Raw genomic sequence first — 19708 nt, forward strand, 5'->3', positions numbered from 1 at the left:
ACGTTTGACGCGAGCGCGTCGGGCGCTTCCACGTAAGGCGGCGTACATGGTTTCGCGTCCCATCCGGGCTCAGTTCGCCGGACATGCGTAACAGGCCGACCGCCCTGGTCGTGTACAACTGGCGCGGCCAGTGGCCGATGCGCCGCTGGGAGCATCAGCGGATCTTCGCCTGGAAGACCTATTTCCCCGGGCGCGTGGTGTTCCTGAACATCGGCTTTCCCTTCAACCCGGCCTGGATCACCCAGTTGGACCCCGAGCTGGTGCTGGTCGACGCCACGGCCCTGACCGCGCGCTACACCCGCGTCGGCCTGGGCGGCCTGCGGCGGGCGATGGAGGCCGCGCCGGCCCGGGCGCGCCGCGTCGCCGCGCCGCTGGACGAGTTCCTGGGCCTGCAGAGCCTGCGCGACGTGCTGGTCGAGACGCGGATCGACCTGCTGCTCACCGCCCTGGAGCCGGCCCTGTGGGACAGCGTCTATCCGACGGCCCAGAGGCCGTTCGCCCTGCGGCGCTTCCTGACCAGCTATATCGACGACCGGCTGATGCGGCGGGCCTCCAGCGACCTGGACCGTCGGTCGATCGCCGTCAGCTACCGCGCCTGGGAGGCGCCGGCCTGGCTGGGCGAGATGGGCGCGCTGAAGCGCGAGGTCGGGCTGCGCGCGGCCGACTGGGCCCGGGCGCGCGGCCATCGCGCCGATGTGGCGGTGGACGGCGAGCGCAGGCTGGCCGGCGAGGCCTGGATCCGGCTGCTGGCCGCCAGCCGGGCGGTGGTCGGGGTCGAGGGCGGCTCGTCCCTGGTCGATCCGACGGGCGTGCTGCCGACCGGCGCGCCGCCGCCGCCGGGCGGCGAAGGGTGGACGCCGCCCGACTCCGTGATCGCCCTGGAACCGGAGGCCGAGATCCGCGCGATGTCGCCGCGCCACCTGGAGGCGGCGGCCACCCGGACGTTCCAGGTGCTGGTCGAGGGCGACTATAGCGGCGTCCTCGAGGCCGGGGTCCACTACCAGCCGGTCCGCCGCGACCTGTCGGATATCGAGGCGGCCCTCGATCTCAGCCGCGATCCGCGGCGCGCCCAGGCGATGGTCGATCGCGCGCACGCCGAGATCGTGGCCTCGGGCCGCTACAGCTGGCGCACGGTGGTGCGCGAGATCGCCGACCAGGTGTTGGCGTGAGGCGGGGCCTGGCTCTGTTCCTGCGGCTGCGCGACTGGGGCGCGTGGGCGGTGATCATCGTGGAGTCGCGCCTGCTCAAGGCGCCGATGCTGCGTCGCCGCCTGGGCGCGATCGCGCGGCTGCCGATCCTGCGGCGCTGGATCGGTGTGGACTAGGCGGCCTAGCGCCGGCGCAGCACGCGGCGCGCCAGGCCTTCCAGGCCCAGGCGGCGGACGGCCGCCCGAGCCGCGCGCCAGACCAAGCCGGGCGGGCGCATCTCGTGCGGATTGTCGATCTGCACGAACGGGAAGGTCTTGCGGAACTTGGCGTCGGCGCGCTCGTTGACGATCGCGCGCGGCCGCCCCGCCGCGGTCTCGTCCATCCGCCGGTCGAACACCTCGATCATCGCCCCGTAGCCGTAGGCCGGGTTGAGGGCGATCTCGGCATAGGCGTTGGTGATGATCTCGGCGACGCGCTCGGGGTCGCGCAGCACGGCCGCCACCTCCGCCATGTTGCCGTGGTCCTTGTCGAGCGGGACATAGTGCCGCCAGGGCTCCAGCACCCCCGAATAACGTCCCGGATAGGCGATGATCAGGGTGCGCAAGGCGATCGCCTCGAACACCCGGGGCGAAATCTGGGCGATGTCGATCTGGTCCTCGCGCCCGGCGAAGAACTTGTCGCGCAACATCTCGTAGGAGGGCTTCTTGCCCAGGCCCGGGATCGGGTGGGGGCGCTCGATCAGGGCGGCGAAGCTCTCGGTCCGCGCGGCCACCGCGCCGTCGAAGTCGAAGACGCTGGCCCCGCTCTCGACGGCCAGCACGGCCTGGCAGTTGCGCAGGAACTTCAGCCAGTCGCGGCCGTAGAGCCGGCTGCGCTCGGACCAGGCGATGTCGGTCGAGATGCCGAACCTGCGGGCGTCGCGCTTGAACAGCTTGCCGATGCGGACCTTCTCGCGCCCCTGCTCGCCGTGCCAGGCCGGATAGGTCCGGCCGCGATAGCCGACCATGGTCCTGCGGGCCGCCAGCGGTACGGGCGGATAGTGCGTCAGCCAGTGGGGCACGTAGCCGGTCAGCACCTGCTGGGTGCGAAGGCCGCTCACCCGGCCATAGACCTGCTCGGCCTCGGCTGCGCCCAGGCAGGTGAAGACCAGGTCGACGCCGCAGGCCTCCAGGGCCTCGAGCGTGGCGTTCACGAAGCGGTACTCGTCCTGGATGAAAACCGCCTTGGCTCCCTGGAAGGCGGCCAGGGCGCGGCGCGAACGCGGGCCGACGAAGCCCTCGATCGCCAGGAACAGCGAATAGTGGATCACGACCGCGTCGAACTGGTCCAGCTTCACGTCGTCGAAGATCTCGCCCACGCGCGACAGCACCCGGACCTCGTGGCGGGAGTAGCGGGCGAAGGCGTTGATGTGGTCGCAGACCGTGGCCGCGTTGCGGGGGTCGTAGTTGCAGGCCAGCAGGATGCGCAGCGGGCGCGCCTTCCCGTCGCGGGCGTCGCCGACCGACTGGTCGCAGGCCACGTCGTGCGCCGGCAGGGGCGGGCGGGGGCCGTCGTGGGTGTCCTTCATGGGCGGGCTCCCGTCATGGCGCGCGGAACCGCCGGGGCTTCGTCGAGGAACCGCGCGATCGTCGCGACGATCCGCTCGGCCGCGTCGCCCGCGCCGTAGTCGTCGATCTCGCGCCGGGGCCGGTAGTCGTCCACGGTCCACAGCCGGTTCCAGCCCGCCTCCACCGTCTCGCTCCATTCGGTGTCGTCGCGCAGCGTGACACAGGGCTTGCGATGAAAATAGGCCTCCTTCTGCAGGCCGCCGGAATCGGTGAGCACCAGGGCGCAGTCGGCCAGCAGCCGCTGCATGTCGATCGGGCCGAGCGGCTCGACCACCGTCAGGCCCGACAGGTCGACCCCGAACCGGGCCGCCGCCTCGCGGGTGCGCGGATGCAGGGGCAGGATCACCGGCATGCGGTGCAAGTACCGGCGCAGGTAGCCCACGGCGGCGGCCAGGCTGGCGGCGCTCTGCGTCGTGGCCGCGCGGTGCAGGGTGGCGACGGCGTAGGCGCCGGGCGGCAGGGACAGGCGATGCAAGGCGCTGTCGCCGCTCCTGGCGGGCAGGGCGGCCATGGCCAGGACCGCGTCCTGCATCACGTCGCCCACATGGTGCACGCCCTCGACGATCCCCTCGCGCGCCAGGTGGCCGACGGCCGCGCGGGTCGGGGCGAACAGCAGGCGGCTCAGGTGGTCGACGACCACGCGATTGGTTTCCTCCGGCATGGTGCGGTCGAAGACCCGCAGCCCCGCCTCGACATGGGCCACCGGCACGCCGGCCTTGGCCGCCGCCAGGGCCCCGGCGAGGGTCGAGTTGGTGTCGCCGTAGACGATCACCAGGTCGGGCGCGTGGCGGGCGATGACCCCGTCCAGGGCCGCCAGCATCCGTCCGGTCATCTCGCCGTGCGAGCCGCCGTGGATCCCCAGGTTCTCGGCCGGTTCGGGCAGGGCCAGGTCGCGGAAGAAGCTGTCGGACAGCGCCGCGTCGTGATGCTGGCCGGTATGGATCAGGACCTCGGTCAGGTCCGGGGCGCGGGCGATGGCGCGGCTGACCGGCATGGCCTTGACGAACTGGGGCCGGGCGCCGACCACGGTCAGCAGGCGTGTCACGCCGGCTGCCCGCTCTGGGCGTGAGCCAGGCGGGCCCGCACCCGCGCCACCACGCGGTCCAGGCCCTCGTCCAGCGACACCTTGGGCGTCACGCCCAGTAGGTCGCGCATGCGGGCCAGGCTGGGCTGCTTGGCGGCGGTCATCCGGGCCGGCAGGTCGTGCAGGGTGATCAGCGACGGCGCGGCGTTCAGCCGGGCGCGCAGCCCCTCGGCCAGGTCCTCGATCGGCGCCACGTCCGGGTGGCCGATATTGATGACCGCGTGCTCCTCGACCCCCGCCGCCGCCTCGATGGCGCGCACGGCGTCGGAGATGTGCAGCCAGCCGCGGGCGCTGCCGCGATGCACCTCGATCGGCCGGCCGCGCGCCAGGTCGTGGGCGAAGCGGATCATGGCCGAGCGGTGGTCGCCGAAGTCCTCGTTCTCGTCATAGATCATGAACGGCCGCAGGGTGACCGCGCGCAGGCCGTGCTGGGCCACCTCGTAGTCGACCAGCTGCTCGCCCAGCAGCTTGGTCAGGCCATAGCGGTTGTTGGGGCGTGGGACGGTGTCGGCCTCGTCCATCGGCCCGTCGGTCGGGCCGTAGACTTCCGAGGTCGAGAAATAGACCAGCTTGGCGTCGGCGGCCTGGGCCAGCAGCACCACGTTGTTCAGCCCGCCCAGATTGGTGCTGACGGCCAGGCTGGAGGCCTGTTCGCAGGTGACCCGGCTGACCACGGCGGCCAGGGCGAAGATCACGTCGGGCTTCCAGCGCAGGGTGGGCATCAGGTCGGCCGGCTGGTTGATGTCGACCTGCAGGTAGTCCTTGCGCCAGCCTGGCTTGATGTCGGCGCACAGCACCTCCCAGCCCTGGGCGCGCAGATGGGCCGCCAGGGGCTTGCCGATATTGCCTTCCGATCCGATGACCAGGGCCCGCTTCATCCGACGCTCGCTGACTGTTCTTCACTGGAGTCTTCGGGCCGGTCCTCTCCGAAGCCCGAAAGGTTGATCACCCGCCGCAGCCCGTCCGGCCGCTCGGCGTAGCGGTCGCCGGTGCGGGGGCAGACCAGGTCCGCGCCCAGCACCTCGCCGGCGTGGCTGACCCAGCCGATCCGGCGGGCCGGGACGCCGGCCATCAGCGCCAGGGGCGGCACGTCGTGGGTGACCACGGCGCCGGCCGCGATCAGGCACCAGGCTCCCAGGTCGTGGCCGCAGACGATGGTGGCGTTGGCCCCGATGGTCGCGCCGCGTCCCACCCGGGTGGGCTTGAACTCGGCCTTGCGGTTGATCTCGGCCCGGGGTGTTGTGACGTTGGTGAACACGCAGCTGGGGCCGCAGAACACGCCGTCTTCCAGGACCACGCCGGCATAGAGGCTGACGTTGTTCTGCACCTTGCAGCGGTCGCCCACGACCACGCCGGGGCCGATGGCGACGTTCTGGCCGATCACGCAGTCGGCGCCGATCCGCGCGCCCGCCGCCACGTGACTGAACCGCCAGACGCGCGTGCCGGCCCCCAGCACCGCGCCGGGCTCGACCTCGGCCGACGGGTGGGCCCAGGCCGGCGGGCGGTCCGAAGCGTCGGGGGCGTCCATCTCAGGCCTTCACGATCTTTCCGGCCAGGGCGGGATCGACCTTGGCCAGGGCGTTGCGGGTGTCGATCACCACGGGCGTCTCGCGGGCCAGCCGCTCGTAGTCCAGCATGTCGTGGTCGGTGACGACGATGGCGCAGTCGAAGCCGGACAGCGCGTCGGCCCCGATGTCGACCGACTGCATCAGGGTGTCGCCGACCATCAACTCGGGCGCCAGGGGGTCGTGGTAGCTGACCCGGGCGCCGTGGCTGCGCAGGATCTCGATGATGTCGCGGGCCGGGGTCTCGCGGGTGTCGTCGATGTTGCGCTTGTAGGCCACGCCGACGACCAGCACGTGGGCGCCGACCGGCGACAGGCCGCGATCGGCCAGGGCCTGGAGGGTCTTGTCGACCACCCGCCGGGGCATGGCCTGGGAAATCTCGCCGGCCAGCTCGACCATCCTCAGCGCGGCCCCCTCGGCCTTGGCCCGCCAGGCCAGGTAGAAGGGGTCCACCGGGATGCAGTGGCCGCCGACGCCGGGGCCCGGGAAGAAGGGCATGTAGCCGAAGGGCTTGGTCTGGGCGGCCTGGATCACCTCCCAGATGTCGATGCCCAGGGCGTCGAAGCTGACCTTCAGCTCGTTGACCAGGGCGATGTTGACGAACCGGAAGACGTTCTCGGTCAGCTTGACCGCCTCGGCGGTGCGCATGTCGCTGACCGGCACCGTGGCGGTGATGGCGTCGTACAGCGCGCAGGCCGCGCGGCGCTCGGCCTCGCTGTCGGCGCCGACGATCTTGGGGGTCGAAGCGGTGGTGAAGGCGTGGTTGCCGGGGTCCTCGCGCTCGGGCGAATAGGCCAGGGCGAAGTCCTGGCCGGCGCGCAGGCCCGAACGCTCCAGGATCGGCTTGAGCACCTCGGCGGCGGCGCCGGGGAAGGTGGTGGACTCCAGCACGACCAACTGCCCCGGGCGCAGCACGGCGGCCAGGGTCTCGGCGGCCTCGACCACGTGGCTCAGGTCGGGCGCGTTATGCGAGGTGATCGGGGTCGGCACGCAGATCAGCAGCGCGTCGGCGCGGCTCAGGACGTCGGGCGCGCCCGTCGCGGCGAACCCGCGCTCGCGCATGGCCGCCACCCGCGCGTCGGCGAAGTGGCTCAGATAGGACGCGCCCCGGTTCAGGGTCGCCAGCCGGGTCTCGTCCAGGTCGAAGCCGATGACGGGGAAGCCGGCCGAGCAGAAGGCGTCCGACAGCGGAAGGCCGACATAGCCCATGCCGACGACCCCGATCACGGATTCGCGCCGCAGGATCTTCCGGATCAGACTTTGAAAGTCCGTCGCAATCTCATCGTCGTCGGGCAATGGAAACGTCGGAACGTGGACGTTCATCGGCCCCTCGCGCGGCCGGACTGCTGGGTTGAGATCGTTTCGCCCCTCGACATGGCCGAATCTTACGCGTTGGAAGCCTTCGGGAAAAGGGGCTTTGTCTTGGGTATATTTACCACAACCTTCCCGGTGTGCGCCTTAATGTTTCTTTTGGCGTCCATCTATACTTGGTATTGGAAAGTGTTGTAACGGCGTTATGCGAGTTTTCGCAAGATAAGGTCAGGGAATGGACGGCGCCGGTAGTTGGTCGAGGTGGCGCTTCAATTGAGCTTGGACCCGTTCTAATACCCGCTGTACGCGAAGTCCTTCATCGATGCCCGTAATGGGGGCGTTCCTGGTCTGGCAACACTGGACGAAGTGGCGGATTTCTCTGGTCAGCGGCGGCTCGGCCGGCAGGTCGACGAAGCGCGGCTCGCCGCCGGCGGCGAGCGGTCCGGCGTCGGTCAGGGCCACGGTGTGGTCGCGCCGCATCAGCTTTTCGGGCCAGGGGCGGACGTCGTCGAACACCAGGGAGCCGGTCTCGCCGACCACGACCAGCTTCTGCTCCTTGAACGGACTGAGCCAGCTGGCGGCGATGTGGGCGTGCAGTCCGCCGGCAGGGCCGAGAGGCGGGAAGCCCAGGTCGGCGTGGACCTCGTCGGCGACGCCGGGGGTGACGAAGGCGCGGCCGGCGGCCTCGACCGTCAGCGGCGCGGCGCCGGCCAGGGCCAGGATCATCGAGACGTCGTGGGGCGACAGGCTGAGGAAGGCGTTCTCGTGCGTGCGCACCCGGCCCAGGCTGAGCCGCGAGGCGGTGATGTAGCGCAGGGGCCCGATCTCGCCCCGGGCCACGATCGCCGCCAGGGCCTCGAACGCCGTGTGGTGGCGCAGCAGGTGGCCGACCATGAACACCCGGTCCGAGCGCGCGACGTGGGCGGCCAGGTCCTCGGCCTCGGCCAGGTCGGAGGCCAGGGGTTTCTCGACGAAGACGTCCTTGCCGTGGTCCAGGGCCAGGCGGCACAGGGCGGCGTGGGCCGGGGCCGGGGCGGCGACGATCATCGCGTCCAGCCGGGCGTCGTCGAGGGCCTGGGCCAGGGACGGGGCGGGGACGTTCCAGGCCCCGGCCTCGCGCCGGGCGGCGGCCGGATCGGTGTCGATCACCGCGCCCAGCACGCCCAGCTCCGCGCAGGTCCGGATCAGGTTCCGGCCCCAGGCGCCGCAGCCGACGACGGCGATCCGGGTCACGCGGTCGCCGCCGGGGTCGAGGACCAGCGCAGGGACAGGTGGGTGTCGTTGGCCTCGGCCAGGGCGAAGCCCAGCCGGTGGTACAGGCGCTGGGCGCCGAGGTTGTCGCGCGCCACCTGCAGGGTCAGCGGCGTCCCGGCGGCGGCGGCCTCGTCCATCAGCCCCCGCAGGATCGCCTCGCCGATCCCCTGGCCCCGACGCTCGGGGACCAGGGCGATGTCGATCAGGTGCACGCTGCGGGCGTCGCGGTCGGTGGCCAGCCGTCCGACCGGGGCGTCGTCGATCGTGACGATCTCGAGCCGGGCGTTCGGGAAGGTCGTGCTGTAGCCCTGGGTCTGGGCGCGGAACTGCTGCTCCATGATCCTGGCCAGCATGTCGGCGGGCAGGGGGACCTGCGCCCAGGCCGCGCCGCGCGACACGCTGAACAGCGCCAGGCGGAAAGGGGCGTCGGTCTCGACCTCCGGACGCAGGGCGAAGGGCGGCGAAGCGACGGGCTCTTCCCGTTCAGGTGGAGAGGTCGTCATAATGGCCGTGCTTCGATTCTGATCCGGGGAACGCCATGGCCGCCGAATTCGTCGTCCCGACCGCTGATGCCTTCGCTCCGCACAAGGGCGCGTCCTTCCGGATCGAAGGCGGGCGTCATGTCCTGTCGTTGCGGGAGATCGAGCTGTTCCAGCCCGAGCCGGGCCACGGGAGGCCGGATTTCCAGCCCTTCGTGCTGGTCTTCAGCGGTCCCCCCGGCGATGTGCTCGCCGAGGGGATGCACACGATGTCGGTCGAGGACGGAACCGCCTACGACCTGTACCTGATCCCGATCCACACCCCGGAGCGGGGGCGGCAGGACTATCAGGCGGTGTTCAACTGACGCCACGCCACGCAATCCCGGCAGCTTAGTTCCGCGAAGGATAGATCCCCGCCAGGGCGATGCAGATGTTCAGCGTCAGGAACGGCTGACGGTTCTCGTGCGGCTGGCTGCCGCCCGCATTGCCCAGCGCCTGGGGCGCCAGGGGCGCGGTGGGCGTCACCACGGTGCTGTACATGTTGTACGCCGGGGCCGTGCCCTCGTTGCTGCTGCTGCCGGTCTGGCCGAAGCTGTTGCCCGCCGCCGCCGTGCTGAGGTTGGTCGAGCCGGCCGCGGTGGCGTCCACCTTCAGGAAGTGCACGTGCTGCGGGATCTCGGTCTGGAGCAGGGTGTGGTTGTACTCGCCCGTGATCGCGCCCAACGGATAGGTCGAGCTCACGCCGCCCGGGGCGTAGGTCCGCAGGTCGGGCAGCTGGAAGGTGGTGACCCCGTTGCCGCCGTAAGTGGTGCCCAAGAGCGAAAACAGCGCCTGGTTCTGGGCGATCGACAGGACCTGCCCGTTGCACAGGGCCCAGTTCTTGGGCGGGAAGTTGAAGCCCATGATCCGGATTTCGCCCATATACTGCTGAGTCATCAGACTTGCTCCTCGTATTTGTCGCGATCGGGATCAGTTACGGGCGGGGAAGGCGCCCCGCAGGGCGATGCAGTAGTTCAGGAACACCGTCGGCATCATGTTGTTGTGCGGCTGGCCGCCGCCCGCCGCCGTGATGGTCTGGGGCGGCAGCTGCGTGGCCGGCGTGGCGACGGTGCTGTAGAGCAGGCCCTGGGTGTTCTTCGAGAAGTTGCCCGTGAAGGCCTTGGCGGGCTGGTTGTTGGCCGAGGTCGTGACGGTGCCGACCGCGGTGGTCACGACCGGCGAGTGGCTGTGCGCCGCCATTTCGGTGGTCAGCAGCGTCACGGTCTGCGAACCGCCCACCTGCCCCAGGTCGTAGACCTGCAGGCCGGGCCCGGGCTGGTTGCGGCCGATGTGGATCGGGATGTTGCCCATCAGGTTGGGCAGGGCGAAGTTGCTGGTGCCGTTGCCGCCGTAAGTGGTGCCCAGCAGCGAGAACAGCGCCGTGTTCTGCGAGATCGGCAGGATCTGGCCGTTGCACTGGGCCCAGCCGAAGGGCGCGAACGGGAAGCTGAAGATGCGGATTTCCGCGAGATATTGATCACTCATCTCTTTGAGTCTCCAAAGGATCTTCTAGCGGAATGGGTCAGTTCTGCGACGGGAAGATTCCGGCGATCGCGAGAATGAAATTGATGCCCAGATAGGGCTGCATGTTGTCGTGCGGCTGGTTGCCGCCGGCCGGCGTGGTCGAGGCGGCCGTCAGGGCGATCTGCTCGTTGCCGGCGTTGTAGGGCGCGTAGCCGAAGATGCCGGTCCCGCTCGGTCCCTGGTCCGAGATCATCGTCGCGGTGGTCGGCGTCGACACCGCGCCCGCCGTCGAGGCGGCGAAGAACGGGTGGGTGTGGGCCGGCAGCTGGCCGGAGGTCAGGGTGACCGACTCCACGCCCTGCTTCTGGCCCATGACGTAGGTCTGGCCGTTCTTGGTGCCCCAATGGGTGGGCGTGCGGCCGCGCAGGTCGGGGATGCCGAACGTGTTGATGCCGTCGCCGCCGTACGTTGTCCCTAGAAGTTGGTACAGCGCGTCGTTCTCGGCGATCGACATGATCTGGCCGTCGCACATGACCCAGCCCACAGGGGCGAAGTTGCCCCCGAACATGCGGATCTCACCAAGATAAGGCTCGGTCATGGTCGTTCCCTCGCTCCCAGAAAGTCTTAACTGCCCAAGCTTGTGGCGCCGGATCGACCAGGACTAAACCTTAAGTCGTCTCCGCTCTTAACCAAGATTAAGACAGGCGCCCCTACCCCCGCGATTGTCCCTCTCGTATCCCACTATCCTGAGCTGCACAATAGTTAGGAGAACGGAGTTCGCCGATCAGCGTGTGTCTACTTGTGCGCACATCGTCTCGTCGTTAAGGTTGCGTTCATGGCTTGACTAGAGCGAGGGGGGAGTGGGTTGCGTAAGATATGCGCTTTCGTGCGCGCTTTTCCGCCTCCGCGCCGTGCGCGGTCGCCCAGCGCCCCTAGCCCCTTCTTCCACCCATTTCCCGCGGAGCGTGTGCTCCGATGCCGTCGCACATGCGCGACGGCGCGTGGTCTTGCCTGAGGCAAAGGACTGATCCATGCCGTTCTCCGGCCAGTTGTGGTACATCACCGAAGGCGGCGACGCCGACACGAAGCTCGTCCGGATCAACGACGACGGCACCGGCAGCACCACCGTCGTCAGCAACGGCGGGGCGGGCACGGGCGATGACGCCTTCTCCAGCTCGTTCACGTCCGGCCTCGGCATCGACACCGCGGCGGGCTTCTATTTCGCCATCCTCAGCAACAGCATCGACGACCACGCCCTGCTGGTTCGGGGCTCGATCAACAGCGCCGCGGCCCCCACCACGGTGGTCGACTTCCCCGACACGATCATCGTCGAAACGATCGAGGTCGATGCGGTCAACCGCAGGATCTATGTCGGCTACCAGGACGGCGCGGCGACGCCGAACGGCAACATCACCGGCATCCGGGTCTACAGCTACGACGCGGCGGGCACCCTCACCGACCTCGGCTTCCTGACCACGGCGGTCAGCGACAACCGGGCCAACGAGGGCGGCTTCTTCGTCCTGGATCCGCGGGACTTCGCGATCGACACCACGATCGTGGCCGGCGGCCGGCTGTACTACACCGAGACGATCGGCGGCCTGGCGACCGGCCTCTTCCGCCTGGACCTCTCGAACCCGAACGTCGCGACCCCGCTGGTCTCCGACGCCCAGTTCAACAACACCACCTTCGCCGACGGCGTCTTCGTCGACGTCGAGGTCGATGAGACCACCGACCTCGTCTATTTCACGACCCACTCGCAGAATCCGTCGCCCAGCGGCAACTACGACGCCAACGACAACGCCCTCTGGTACATCAGCGGCAGCGCCACCAGCGGCACGGCCGTCAAGGTGACGCTGGTCGGCATGCCGGGCGGCAGCCACTACTACGGCGGCGACATGACGTTCGATCAGTCGACGCGCCAGATCTACCTCGAGAGCGAGGAGGTCGAGAACAGCGGCTCCGACACCGACGACGTCATCTACGTCTTCCAGCTGGACGGCGCCGGCACCACGGCCACCCTGATCCGCACGATCGACCCCGGCACCACGACGGTCGGGGCCACGACCGAGGGGATGGTCTTCGCCGACCTGGCGGCCCTGACCGTCACCGGCGCGGGCACGGCCGCGACCGAGCAGGCGGCCTCGGCGACCACCCTGCTGAGCGGCTCCCCGACGATCACCGACAACGACGGCGGCTACCTGACGGGCGCCACGATCCAGATCACCGGCGGCACGTTCAGCTCGAACGAGAACAGCACGGCCGACGACCATCTGGGCTACGGCGCGGCCAAGCAGATCACCGGCACGATCGCCGGCACCAGCATCACGGTCAGCTGGAACGCGGCGACCGAGACCCTGACCCTGTCCGGCTACGACACCATCGCCCACTACCAGACCGCCCTGGCGGGGCTGGTCTATTGGGCCACGGGCGACAACCCGACGAACTACGGCTCGAACACCAGCCGCACCCTCACCTGGACGATCACCGACGGCACGCCGGGCGTGCTGGCCGGATCGGTGAACAGCGGCACGACGACGATCAACATCACCGCGGTCAACGACGCGCCCGTCAACGGCACGGTCTCCAGCGCCACGGGCAACGAAAACGCCGACATCGCCGTCACCGGCCTGTCGATCAGCGACGCCGACGCCAATCCGGCCTCGGCCACCGTCACGGTCACCCTGAGCGTGACCAAGGGCATCCTGACCCTGCGGACCAACGTCTCCAGCGGCCTGACCGCCGGCAACATCAGCGGCAACGGCACCGGCACGGTGACCGTCACGGGCACGATCAACGCGATCAACACCACCCTGGCGGCCAGCAACGGCCTGCTGTTCCACGGCAACACCAACGTCAGCGGCACCGACACCCTGACCGTGGTCACCAGCGACGGCGGCTCGACGGGCACGGGCGGCACGCTGAGCGACACCGACAACTACACGATCACCATCATCGGCGTGAACGACGCGCCCACCGTCTCGGGCGACGGCACCGAGAGCGTGTCGGCCACCAACGAAGACATCAGCCCCACGACCCTGAGCAACACGGTCTCGAGCCTGTTCGGCGGCCAGTACGCCGACGGCGATGGCGACGCCATGGCCGGCATCGCGGTGATCTCCAACGGCTCCAGCGGCGGCACCGGCCAGTGGCAGTACTGGAACGGCTCGACCTGGGTGAACATCGGCTCGGCCTCGACCGCCGCGGCGGTCGAGCTGGCGGCATCGACGGCCATCCGCTTCGCCCCGGTCACCGACTTCAACGGCCCGGCCCCGACCCTGACGGTGAGGCTGGTCGACGCCTCCAACGGCGCCATCACCAACGGCACGGTCGTCAACACCACCACCAACGGCGGCACGACGGTCTTCAGCACTGGCACGGTGGTGCTCAGCCACACCGTCACGGCGACCAACGACGCCCCGGTCGTCATCAACGGCACGACCGTCAGCCTGACCTCGATCGCCGAGGATTCCGCGCCCGGCGCGGGCCAGTCGATCTCGTCGCTGTTCTCCAGCCACTTCAACGACGCCAAGGACACGGTCTCGGGCGGCTCGTCGGCCAACGCCTTCACCGGCGTGGCGGTGAGCGCCAACGCCGCCACGGCGGCCCAGGGCGTCTACCAGTACTTCGACGGTTCGGTCTGGCAGGACCTGCCGGCCGTCTCGACGACCAACGCCTTCGTCATCGGTTCGGCCACCCTGCTGCGCTTCGTGCCGGCGGCCGACTACAACGGCACGGCGCCGTCCCTTACCGTCTCGATGATCGAGGATTCGGCCGGCGCGGTCACCACCGGTCAGATCACCGACCTGACCAATGTCGGCGGCTTCACGCCATACAGCACGGCGATGACGCTGAACGTCGTGGTCACGGCGACCAACGACGCGCCGGTCGCCAGCGGCTCGGCCACCCTGGCCGCCGTCGCCGAGGACACCGCCAATCCGGCGGGCGCCACGGTCTCCAGCCTGTTCAGCTCGCACTTCAGCGATCCCGACGGCGACAGCTTCGCCGGCGTCGCGATTTCGGTGAACAACGCCTCGGGCGCCGAGGGCGTCTGGCAGTACCACAACGGCACGTCGTGGGTGACGATCGGCTCGCCCAGCGAGACCAACGCCCTGGTCCTGGCGGCCGGCGCCTCGCTGCGCTTCCTGCCGGCGGCCGACTACAACGGCGCGCCGCCCACCCTGGAAGCCTATCTGATCGACAATTCGGGCGGAGCGCTCACCACGGGCGCGACGCTCAACGTCACCAGCAACGGCGGCCAGACCCGCATCAGCGACGACACCGTCGCCCTGTCGACCAGCATCACGGCCGTGAACGACGCGCCGGTGGTCCCGGCCACGGCGACGACGGTGGGCGCCACCGAACAGACGGCGGCCGCTCTACTGGGGACGCTGGTCGTGTCCGACGTCGAACTCGACGCCCTGAACGGCGCTTCGGGCGACTATGCCGGCGCCAGCTTCACGGTGCAGCGCGGCACGCCCAACGCCGCCGACACCTTCGGCTTCAACACCAGCGGCGCCCTGTTCACCGTCAGCGGCGCCAACATCCAGGTCGGCGGCCTGACCGTCGCAACCTTCACGGTCGTGGGCGGCGTGCTGACGATCAGCTTCACCAGCTCGGGCGCGACGGCGACCACGGCGCTGGTCAACGACATCATCCAGCACATCACCTACACCAACACCAGCGACGCGCCGCCCAGCTCGGTGTCGCTGAACTACACGCTCAACGACGGCGGCGGCCAGGGAACCGGCGGCGCGCTGTCGGACAGCGGCTCGGTGACGGTCAACATCACCGCGACCAACGACGTCCACACCGGCGGCGCCAGCATCACCGGCACGGCGGCCGAGGACCAGGTGCTGACCGCGGTCTCGACCCTGGCCGATCCGGATGGCCTGGGCACGCTGCACTACCAGTGGCAGCACGACGTCGGCGGCGGCTACGTCAATGTCGGCGCCGACCAGTCGACCTACACCCTGGGCGACGGCGACATCGGCGGCGTGGTCCGCGTGGTGATCTACTACACCGACGCCGGCGGCACGGTGGAATCGGCGACCAGCACGGCCACGGCGGCGGTGACGGCGACCAACGACGCCCCGACCGGCGGCGCGTCGATCACCGGCACGACGACCGAGAACCAGGTCCTGACGGCCGACACCTCGACCCTGGCCGACTCCGACGGCCTGGGCACGCTGCACTATGACTGGCAGCGCAACACGGGTTCGGGCTTCGTCACGGCCGGCGCGGCCGACCAGGCGACCTACACCCTGGACGACGCCGACGTGGGCGCCACGATCCGCGTGGTGGTCAGCTACACCGACGGCCAGGGCTTCTCCAACAGCGTCACCAGCTCGGCCACGGCTTCGATCGCCGGGGTCAACGACCCGCACACCGGCGGCGCCTCGATCACCGGCACGGCGACCGAGGACCAGGTGCTGACGGCGGTCTCGACCCTGGCCGACGTCGATGGCCTGGGCACGCTGCACTACAACTGGCAGCGCGACGTCGGCTCGGGCTTCGTCAACACCGGCGCGGCCGATCAGGCCACTTACGCCCTGGGCGACGCCGACGTGGGCGGCCTGGTGCGGGTGGTGATCAGCTACACCGACGGCCAGGGCTTCTCGGAGTCGGCGACCAGCGCGGCGACCGCCGCGATCGCCAACGTCAACGACGCCCCGACCGGCGGCGTGTCGATCACCGGCACGACGACCGAGAACCAGGTCCTGACGGCCAACACCTCGACCCTGGCCGATAACGACGGCCTGGGCACGCTGCACTACGACTGGCAGCGCGACAGCGGCTCGGGCTTCGTCTCGATCGGCGCGGCCGACCAGGCGACCTACACCCTGGGCGACGTCGATGTCGGCAACCACATCCGCGTGGTGGTCAGCTACACCGATGGCGGGGGCACGGCGCAATCGGTCACCAGCTCCAACACCACGAACATCGCCGGGGTCAACGACCCGCACACCGGCGGCGCGTCGGTCACCGGCACGGCGACCGAGAACCAGGTGCTGACGGCGGTCTCGACCCTGGCCGACGTCGATGGCCTGGGCACGCTGCACTACACCTGGCAACGCGACGTCGGCTCGGGCTTCGTCAACACCGGCGCGGCCGACCAGGCCACCTACACCCTGGGCGACGCCGACGTGGGCGGCCTGGTCCGGGTGGTCATCAGCTACACCGACGGCCAGGGCTTCTCGGAGTCGGCGACCAGCGCGGCGACCGCCGCGATCGCCGGCGTCAACGATGCCCCGACGGGCGGCGCCGCGATCACCGGCACGGCGACCGAGAACCAGGTCCTGACGGCCAACACCTCCACCCTGGCCGACGTCGACGGCCTGGGCACGCTGCACTACGACTGGCAGCGCGACACCGGCTCGGGCTTCGTCACGATCGGCGCGACCGACCAGGCGACCTACACCCTCGGCGACGCCGACGTGGGCGCTACGATCCGCGTGGTGGTCAGCTACACCGACGGCCAGGGCTTCTCCAACAGCGTCACCAGCTCGGCCACGGCGGCCGTCGCCGGCGTCAACGACGCCCCGACGGGCGGCGTGTCGATCACCGGCACGGCGACCGAGGACCTGGTCCTGACGGCGGTCTCGACCCTGGCGGACGTCGATGGGCTGGGCACGCTGCACTACGACTGGCAGCGCAACACCGGCTCGGGCTTCGTCAGCACCGGCGCGGCCGACCAGGCGACCTACACCCTGGGCGACGCCGACGTGGGCGGCACGGTCCGCGTGGTGGTCAGCTACACCGACGGCCAGGGCTTCAACAACAGCGCGACCAGCGCCGCCACGGCGGCGATCGCCAACGTCAACGACCCGCACACCGGCGGGGTCTCGGTGACCGGCGCGGCGAACGTCGGCCAGACCCTGACGGCCAACTCCACCCTGGCCGACGTCGACGGCCTGGGGACGCTGCACTACGACTGGCAGAGCGACACGGGTTCGGGCTTCACCAGCCTCGGCGCGGCCGATCAGGCGACCTACACCCTGATGGCCGGCGATCTGGGCGCGACCATCCGGGTGGTGGTCAGCTACACCGACGGCCATGGCACGTTCGAGGACGAGACCAGCGCCGCCACCGCCAGCGTGCTGCCGGCCAACGGGCCGCACACCGGGACGGTGACCGTCACCGGCACGGTGACCGAGGACCAGGTCCTGACGGCCGACACCTCGACCCTGTCCGACCCCGCCGGCCTGGGGACGCTGCACTACGACTGGCAGCGCAACACCGGTTCGGGCTTCGTCAGCATCGGCGCGGCCGACCAGGCCACCTACACCCTGGGCGACGCCGACGTGGGCGGCACGATCCGGGTGGTGGTCAGCTACACCGACCTGCAGGGCGTGTTCGAGAGCGAGACCAGCGCCGCCACCGCGGCCGTGGCCAACGTCAACGACGCCCCGACCGGCGCGGTGACGATCACCGGCACGGTGGCCGAGGACAGTGTCCTGACGGCCGACACCTCGGCCCTGGCCGACATCGACGGCCTGGGGACGCTGCACTACCAGTGGCAGCGCAACACCGGTTCGGGCTTCGTCTCGATCGGCGCGGCCGACCAGGCCACCTACGCCTTGGGCGACGCCGACGTCGGCGCCACGGTCCGGGTGCGGGTCACGTATACCGACGGTCACGGCACGGCCGAGTCCGTGCTCAGCGGCGCCACGGCGGCCGTGGCCAATGTCAACGACGCGCCCACCGCCGCCAACGACTCCAATGCCGTGACCCAGCGCCTGACGGCGACGGGCTCGGTGCGCACCAACGACGGCGACATCGACAACGCCCTTACGGCGCTGACGGTGACCAACGTCGCCTACAACGCCACCCACGTGGACCAGACCGTCGCGGCCGGGGGCACGGTGGTCAGCGGCGCCTACGGCACGCTGACGATCAATCCGGACGGCACGTACAGCTACGTGGCCGACCACGAGGGCCTGGCCGTCGGCCAGGTCGCGACCGACAAGTTCGACTACACGATCAAGGACCCGTCCGGCGCCTCGGCGACGGCCCAGCTGACGATCACCGTCACGGGCTCGGACACCGGCGACGCCAACGCCAACATCCTGATCAGCGGCGGCGCGGCCCACACCCTGACGGGCAAGGGCGGCGCCGACATCCTGACCGGCGGCGGCGGCGCGGACGTCTTCGCCTATGAAGCCATCGGCGACAGCACGACGACCGCCGTCGACACCATCACCGACTTCACCCATGGCGTGGACACGCTGCGCCTGACGCCGCTGATGACTCCCTCGACCAAGCTGACCCTGAATATCGACGGGGCCAACAAAATCCTGGTGATCGACCAGAACGGCGACGGCGTGCCGGATGGCTTGATCGGCTCTCTCGGTCTGGGTCTCGAAATTTCGGACATCGTCACAGGCGTGTCCAATCTCGGCTTCACCCTCAACGGAAGCGGCAACGCCGACGTCCTGACGGGCGGCTCGGGCGCCGACATCATCAACGGCGGGGACGGCGCCGATATGATCCGCGGCAACGGCGGCGGCGACACGATCAGCGGTGGGGCCGGAGCCGACACCTTCGTCTATGACGACGGCGACTCGCCCATCCTGCACTGGGACGTCATCACCGACTTCCAGACCGGCCAGGACAAGCTGGACCTCAGGGCGGCCGACGACGGCGTGGTGATCCTGGCCCGCTTCGGCGCCAGCACCTTCATCTATTTCGGCGCCCCCGGGAATGCGAGCGTCGTCCAGGTCTTCGGCGACATCCGGACCTCGGACCTGCTCGTCACCGCCGGCGTCAAGTTCTCGATGTACGGCGACGACGGCGCCGGCGGCGCCAGCGGCCGCAGCAGCGACAGCCTGACCGGCGGCGCCTCGGACGACGTCCTGGTGGGCGGCACCACCGACTCCACCCTGAACGGCGGCGACGGGGCCGACCTGATGTACGGCGGCGACGCCCACGACACCTTCCTCTACACCTCGGTGTCGAACTCGAACTTCAGCGCCTACGACAGCGTCATCGACTTCACCCCCGACCAGGACAAGATCGACATCTCGGCGATCGACGGCGGCAAGGTGACCATCGCCCACTTCGGAGGGACGACCTTCATTTATTCGGCCCCGGATTCCGGCGGGAACTTCCAGTCGGTGATCACGGTGTCGGGCACGACGCTGAAGGCCACCGACGTCATCGCCAGCGGCGGGGCCACCCAGGCCTTCACCATGGTCGGCGACGGCACGAGCAGCAACATCGCCGACACCCTTGTGGCGGGCGCGGGCAACGACATCCTTTACGGCATGGACGGGAACGACACCCTGATCGGGGGCGGCGGCGCCGACTTCATGCTGGGCGGGGCGGGGGCGGACACCTTCGTCTACAACGCCCCGACGGACAGCGCGCCCTTCGCCCAGGACCTGATCTTCGACTTCAGCCAGGCCGAGGGCGACAAGCTGAGCCTGACCGGCATCGACGCCAATTCGGGCACCGGCGCCAACGACGCCTTCACGGTGGTGACCAGCTTCTCCAACGTGGCGGGCCAGCTGGTCATCGCCGCCCCGGACGCCTCGGGCTATTACCACGTCTCGGGCGACGTGAACGGCGACGGGGTGGCCGACTTCGTGATCGCCCTGAAGGTCACCGGAACCCTGACCTCGGCCGACATCCTGCTGTAGCGAGCGACGCCCAGATCAATCTTGAGTGTTGATCTGGGCGTTACGCAACCTAAGATGCCGATCGATCGGGGAGAGTCGGCCCGGTCGCGCCGGCCGCCCCTCGACGGGCGCCCGCCGGA

General features: G+C 69.9%; 14 protein-coding genes. 4 read left to right on the forward strand and 10 right to left on the reverse strand.

What is annotated here, in order from left to right:
• Positions 1-83 precede the first annotated feature (83 nt).
• Together WAE60_RS03485 and WAE60_RS03490 are read left to right on the forward strand one after the other, a co-directional pair.
• On the forward strand, positions 84-1169 hold the full coding sequence (locus WAE60_RS03485) for a hypothetical protein (protein WP_337684986.1): 1086 nt from the start codon (positions 84-86) through the stop codon (positions 1167-1169).
• Positions 1166-1324 carry a hypothetical protein gene (locus WAE60_RS03490; protein WP_156035797.1) on the forward strand — a complete coding sequence of 53 codons (159 nt, stop codon included), beginning with the start codon at positions 1166-1168 and terminating at the stop codon, positions 1322-1324. The genes WAE60_RS03485 and WAE60_RS03490 overlap by 4 nt, the downstream gene beginning before the upstream one ends.
• A 5-nt stretch (positions 1325-1329) precedes the next feature.
• Here the strand turns inward: WAE60_RS03490 and WAE60_RS03495 are convergent, their stop codons facing one another.
• The 7 genes from WAE60_RS03495 to WAE60_RS03525 form a co-directional block, all read right to left on the reverse strand.
• Positions 1330-2715, reverse strand: a complete 1386-nt coding sequence (locus WAE60_RS03495) for a hypothetical protein (RefSeq protein ID WP_337684988.1) — start codon at positions 2713-2715, stop codon at positions 1330-1332.
• A complete protein-coding gene (gene wecB / locus WAE60_RS03500) occupies positions 2712-3800 on the reverse strand; it encodes a UDP-N-acetylglucosamine 2-epimerase (non-hydrolyzing) (RefSeq protein ID WP_337684989.1) in 1089 nt (362 codons plus the stop codon). The genes WAE60_RS03495 and wecB overlap by 4 nt, the downstream gene beginning before the upstream one ends.
• Entirely contained in the window at positions 3797-4717 is a 921-nt protein-coding gene (locus WAE60_RS03505) for an NAD(P)-dependent oxidoreductase (protein WP_337684990.1), read from the reverse strand. Before WAE60_RS03505 ends, wecB begins: the two co-directional genes overlap by 4 nt.
• Positions 4714-5367, reverse strand: a complete 654-nt coding sequence (locus WAE60_RS03510) for an acyltransferase (protein ID WP_029913910.1) — start codon at positions 5365-5367, stop codon at positions 4714-4716. Before WAE60_RS03510 ends, WAE60_RS03505 begins: the two co-directional genes overlap by 4 nt.
• A 1-nt stretch (position 5368) precedes the next feature.
• Entirely contained in the window at positions 5369-6631 is a 1263-nt protein-coding gene (locus WAE60_RS03515; RefSeq protein ID WP_337684991.1) for a nucleotide sugar dehydrogenase, read from the reverse strand.
• Positions 6632-6943: 312 nt separating this feature from the next.
• Entirely contained in the window at positions 6944-7948 is a 1005-nt protein-coding gene (locus WAE60_RS03520; RefSeq protein ID WP_337684992.1) for a Gfo/Idh/MocA family oxidoreductase, read from the reverse strand.
• Positions 7945-8472: a GNAT family N-acetyltransferase gene (locus WAE60_RS03525; protein ID WP_029913901.1), complete on the reverse strand. Its 528-nt coding sequence runs from the start codon at positions 8470-8472 to the stop codon at positions 7945-7947. Before WAE60_RS03525 ends, WAE60_RS03520 begins: the two co-directional genes overlap by 4 nt.
• Before the next feature lie 35 nt (positions 8473-8507).
• Here WAE60_RS03525 and WAE60_RS03530 point away from each other — a divergent pair, with 35 nt between their 5' ends.
• The gene (locus WAE60_RS03530; protein WP_029913899.1) at positions 8508-8813 is read left to right on the forward strand and encodes a hypothetical protein; all 306 of its coding nucleotides are present in this window, start codon (positions 8508-8510) and stop codon (positions 8811-8813) included.
• 25 nt (positions 8814-8838) lie between these two features.
• On the opposite strand, the gene WAE60_RS03535 is transcribed toward WAE60_RS03530, so the two are convergent.
• The 3 genes from WAE60_RS03535 to WAE60_RS03545 are packed head-to-tail and all read right to left on the reverse strand — an operon-like array spanning position 8839 to position 10549.
• The gene (locus WAE60_RS03535) at positions 8839-9384 is read right to left on the reverse strand and encodes a tail fiber protein (RefSeq protein ID WP_029913897.1); all 546 of its coding nucleotides are present in this window, start codon (positions 9382-9384) and stop codon (positions 8839-8841) included.
• 33 nt (positions 9385-9417) lie between these two features.
• Complete coding sequence (locus tag WAE60_RS03540; RefSeq protein ID WP_029913888.1) at positions 9418-9972, reverse strand: tail fiber protein; 555 nt, start codon at positions 9970-9972, stop codon at positions 9418-9420.
• Between the two features lie 37 nt (positions 9973-10009).
• On the reverse strand, positions 10010-10549 hold the full coding sequence (locus tag WAE60_RS03545) for a tail fiber protein (protein WP_029913886.1): 540 nt from the start codon (positions 10547-10549) through the stop codon (positions 10010-10012).
• A gap of 433 nt (positions 10550-10982) precedes the next feature.
• Here WAE60_RS03545 and WAE60_RS03550 point away from each other — a divergent pair, with 433 nt between their 5' ends.
• On the forward strand, positions 10983-19589 hold the full coding sequence (locus WAE60_RS03550; RefSeq protein WP_337684995.1) for a M10 family metallopeptidase C-terminal domain-containing protein: 8607 nt from the start codon (positions 10983-10985) through the stop codon (positions 19587-19589).
• Positions 19590-19708: the final 119 nt, after the last annotated feature.

The organism is Caulobacter sp. CCG-8 (genome assembly GCF_037402475.1).
Lineage (GTDB): Bacteria > Pseudomonadota > Alphaproteobacteria > Caulobacterales > Caulobacteraceae > Caulobacter.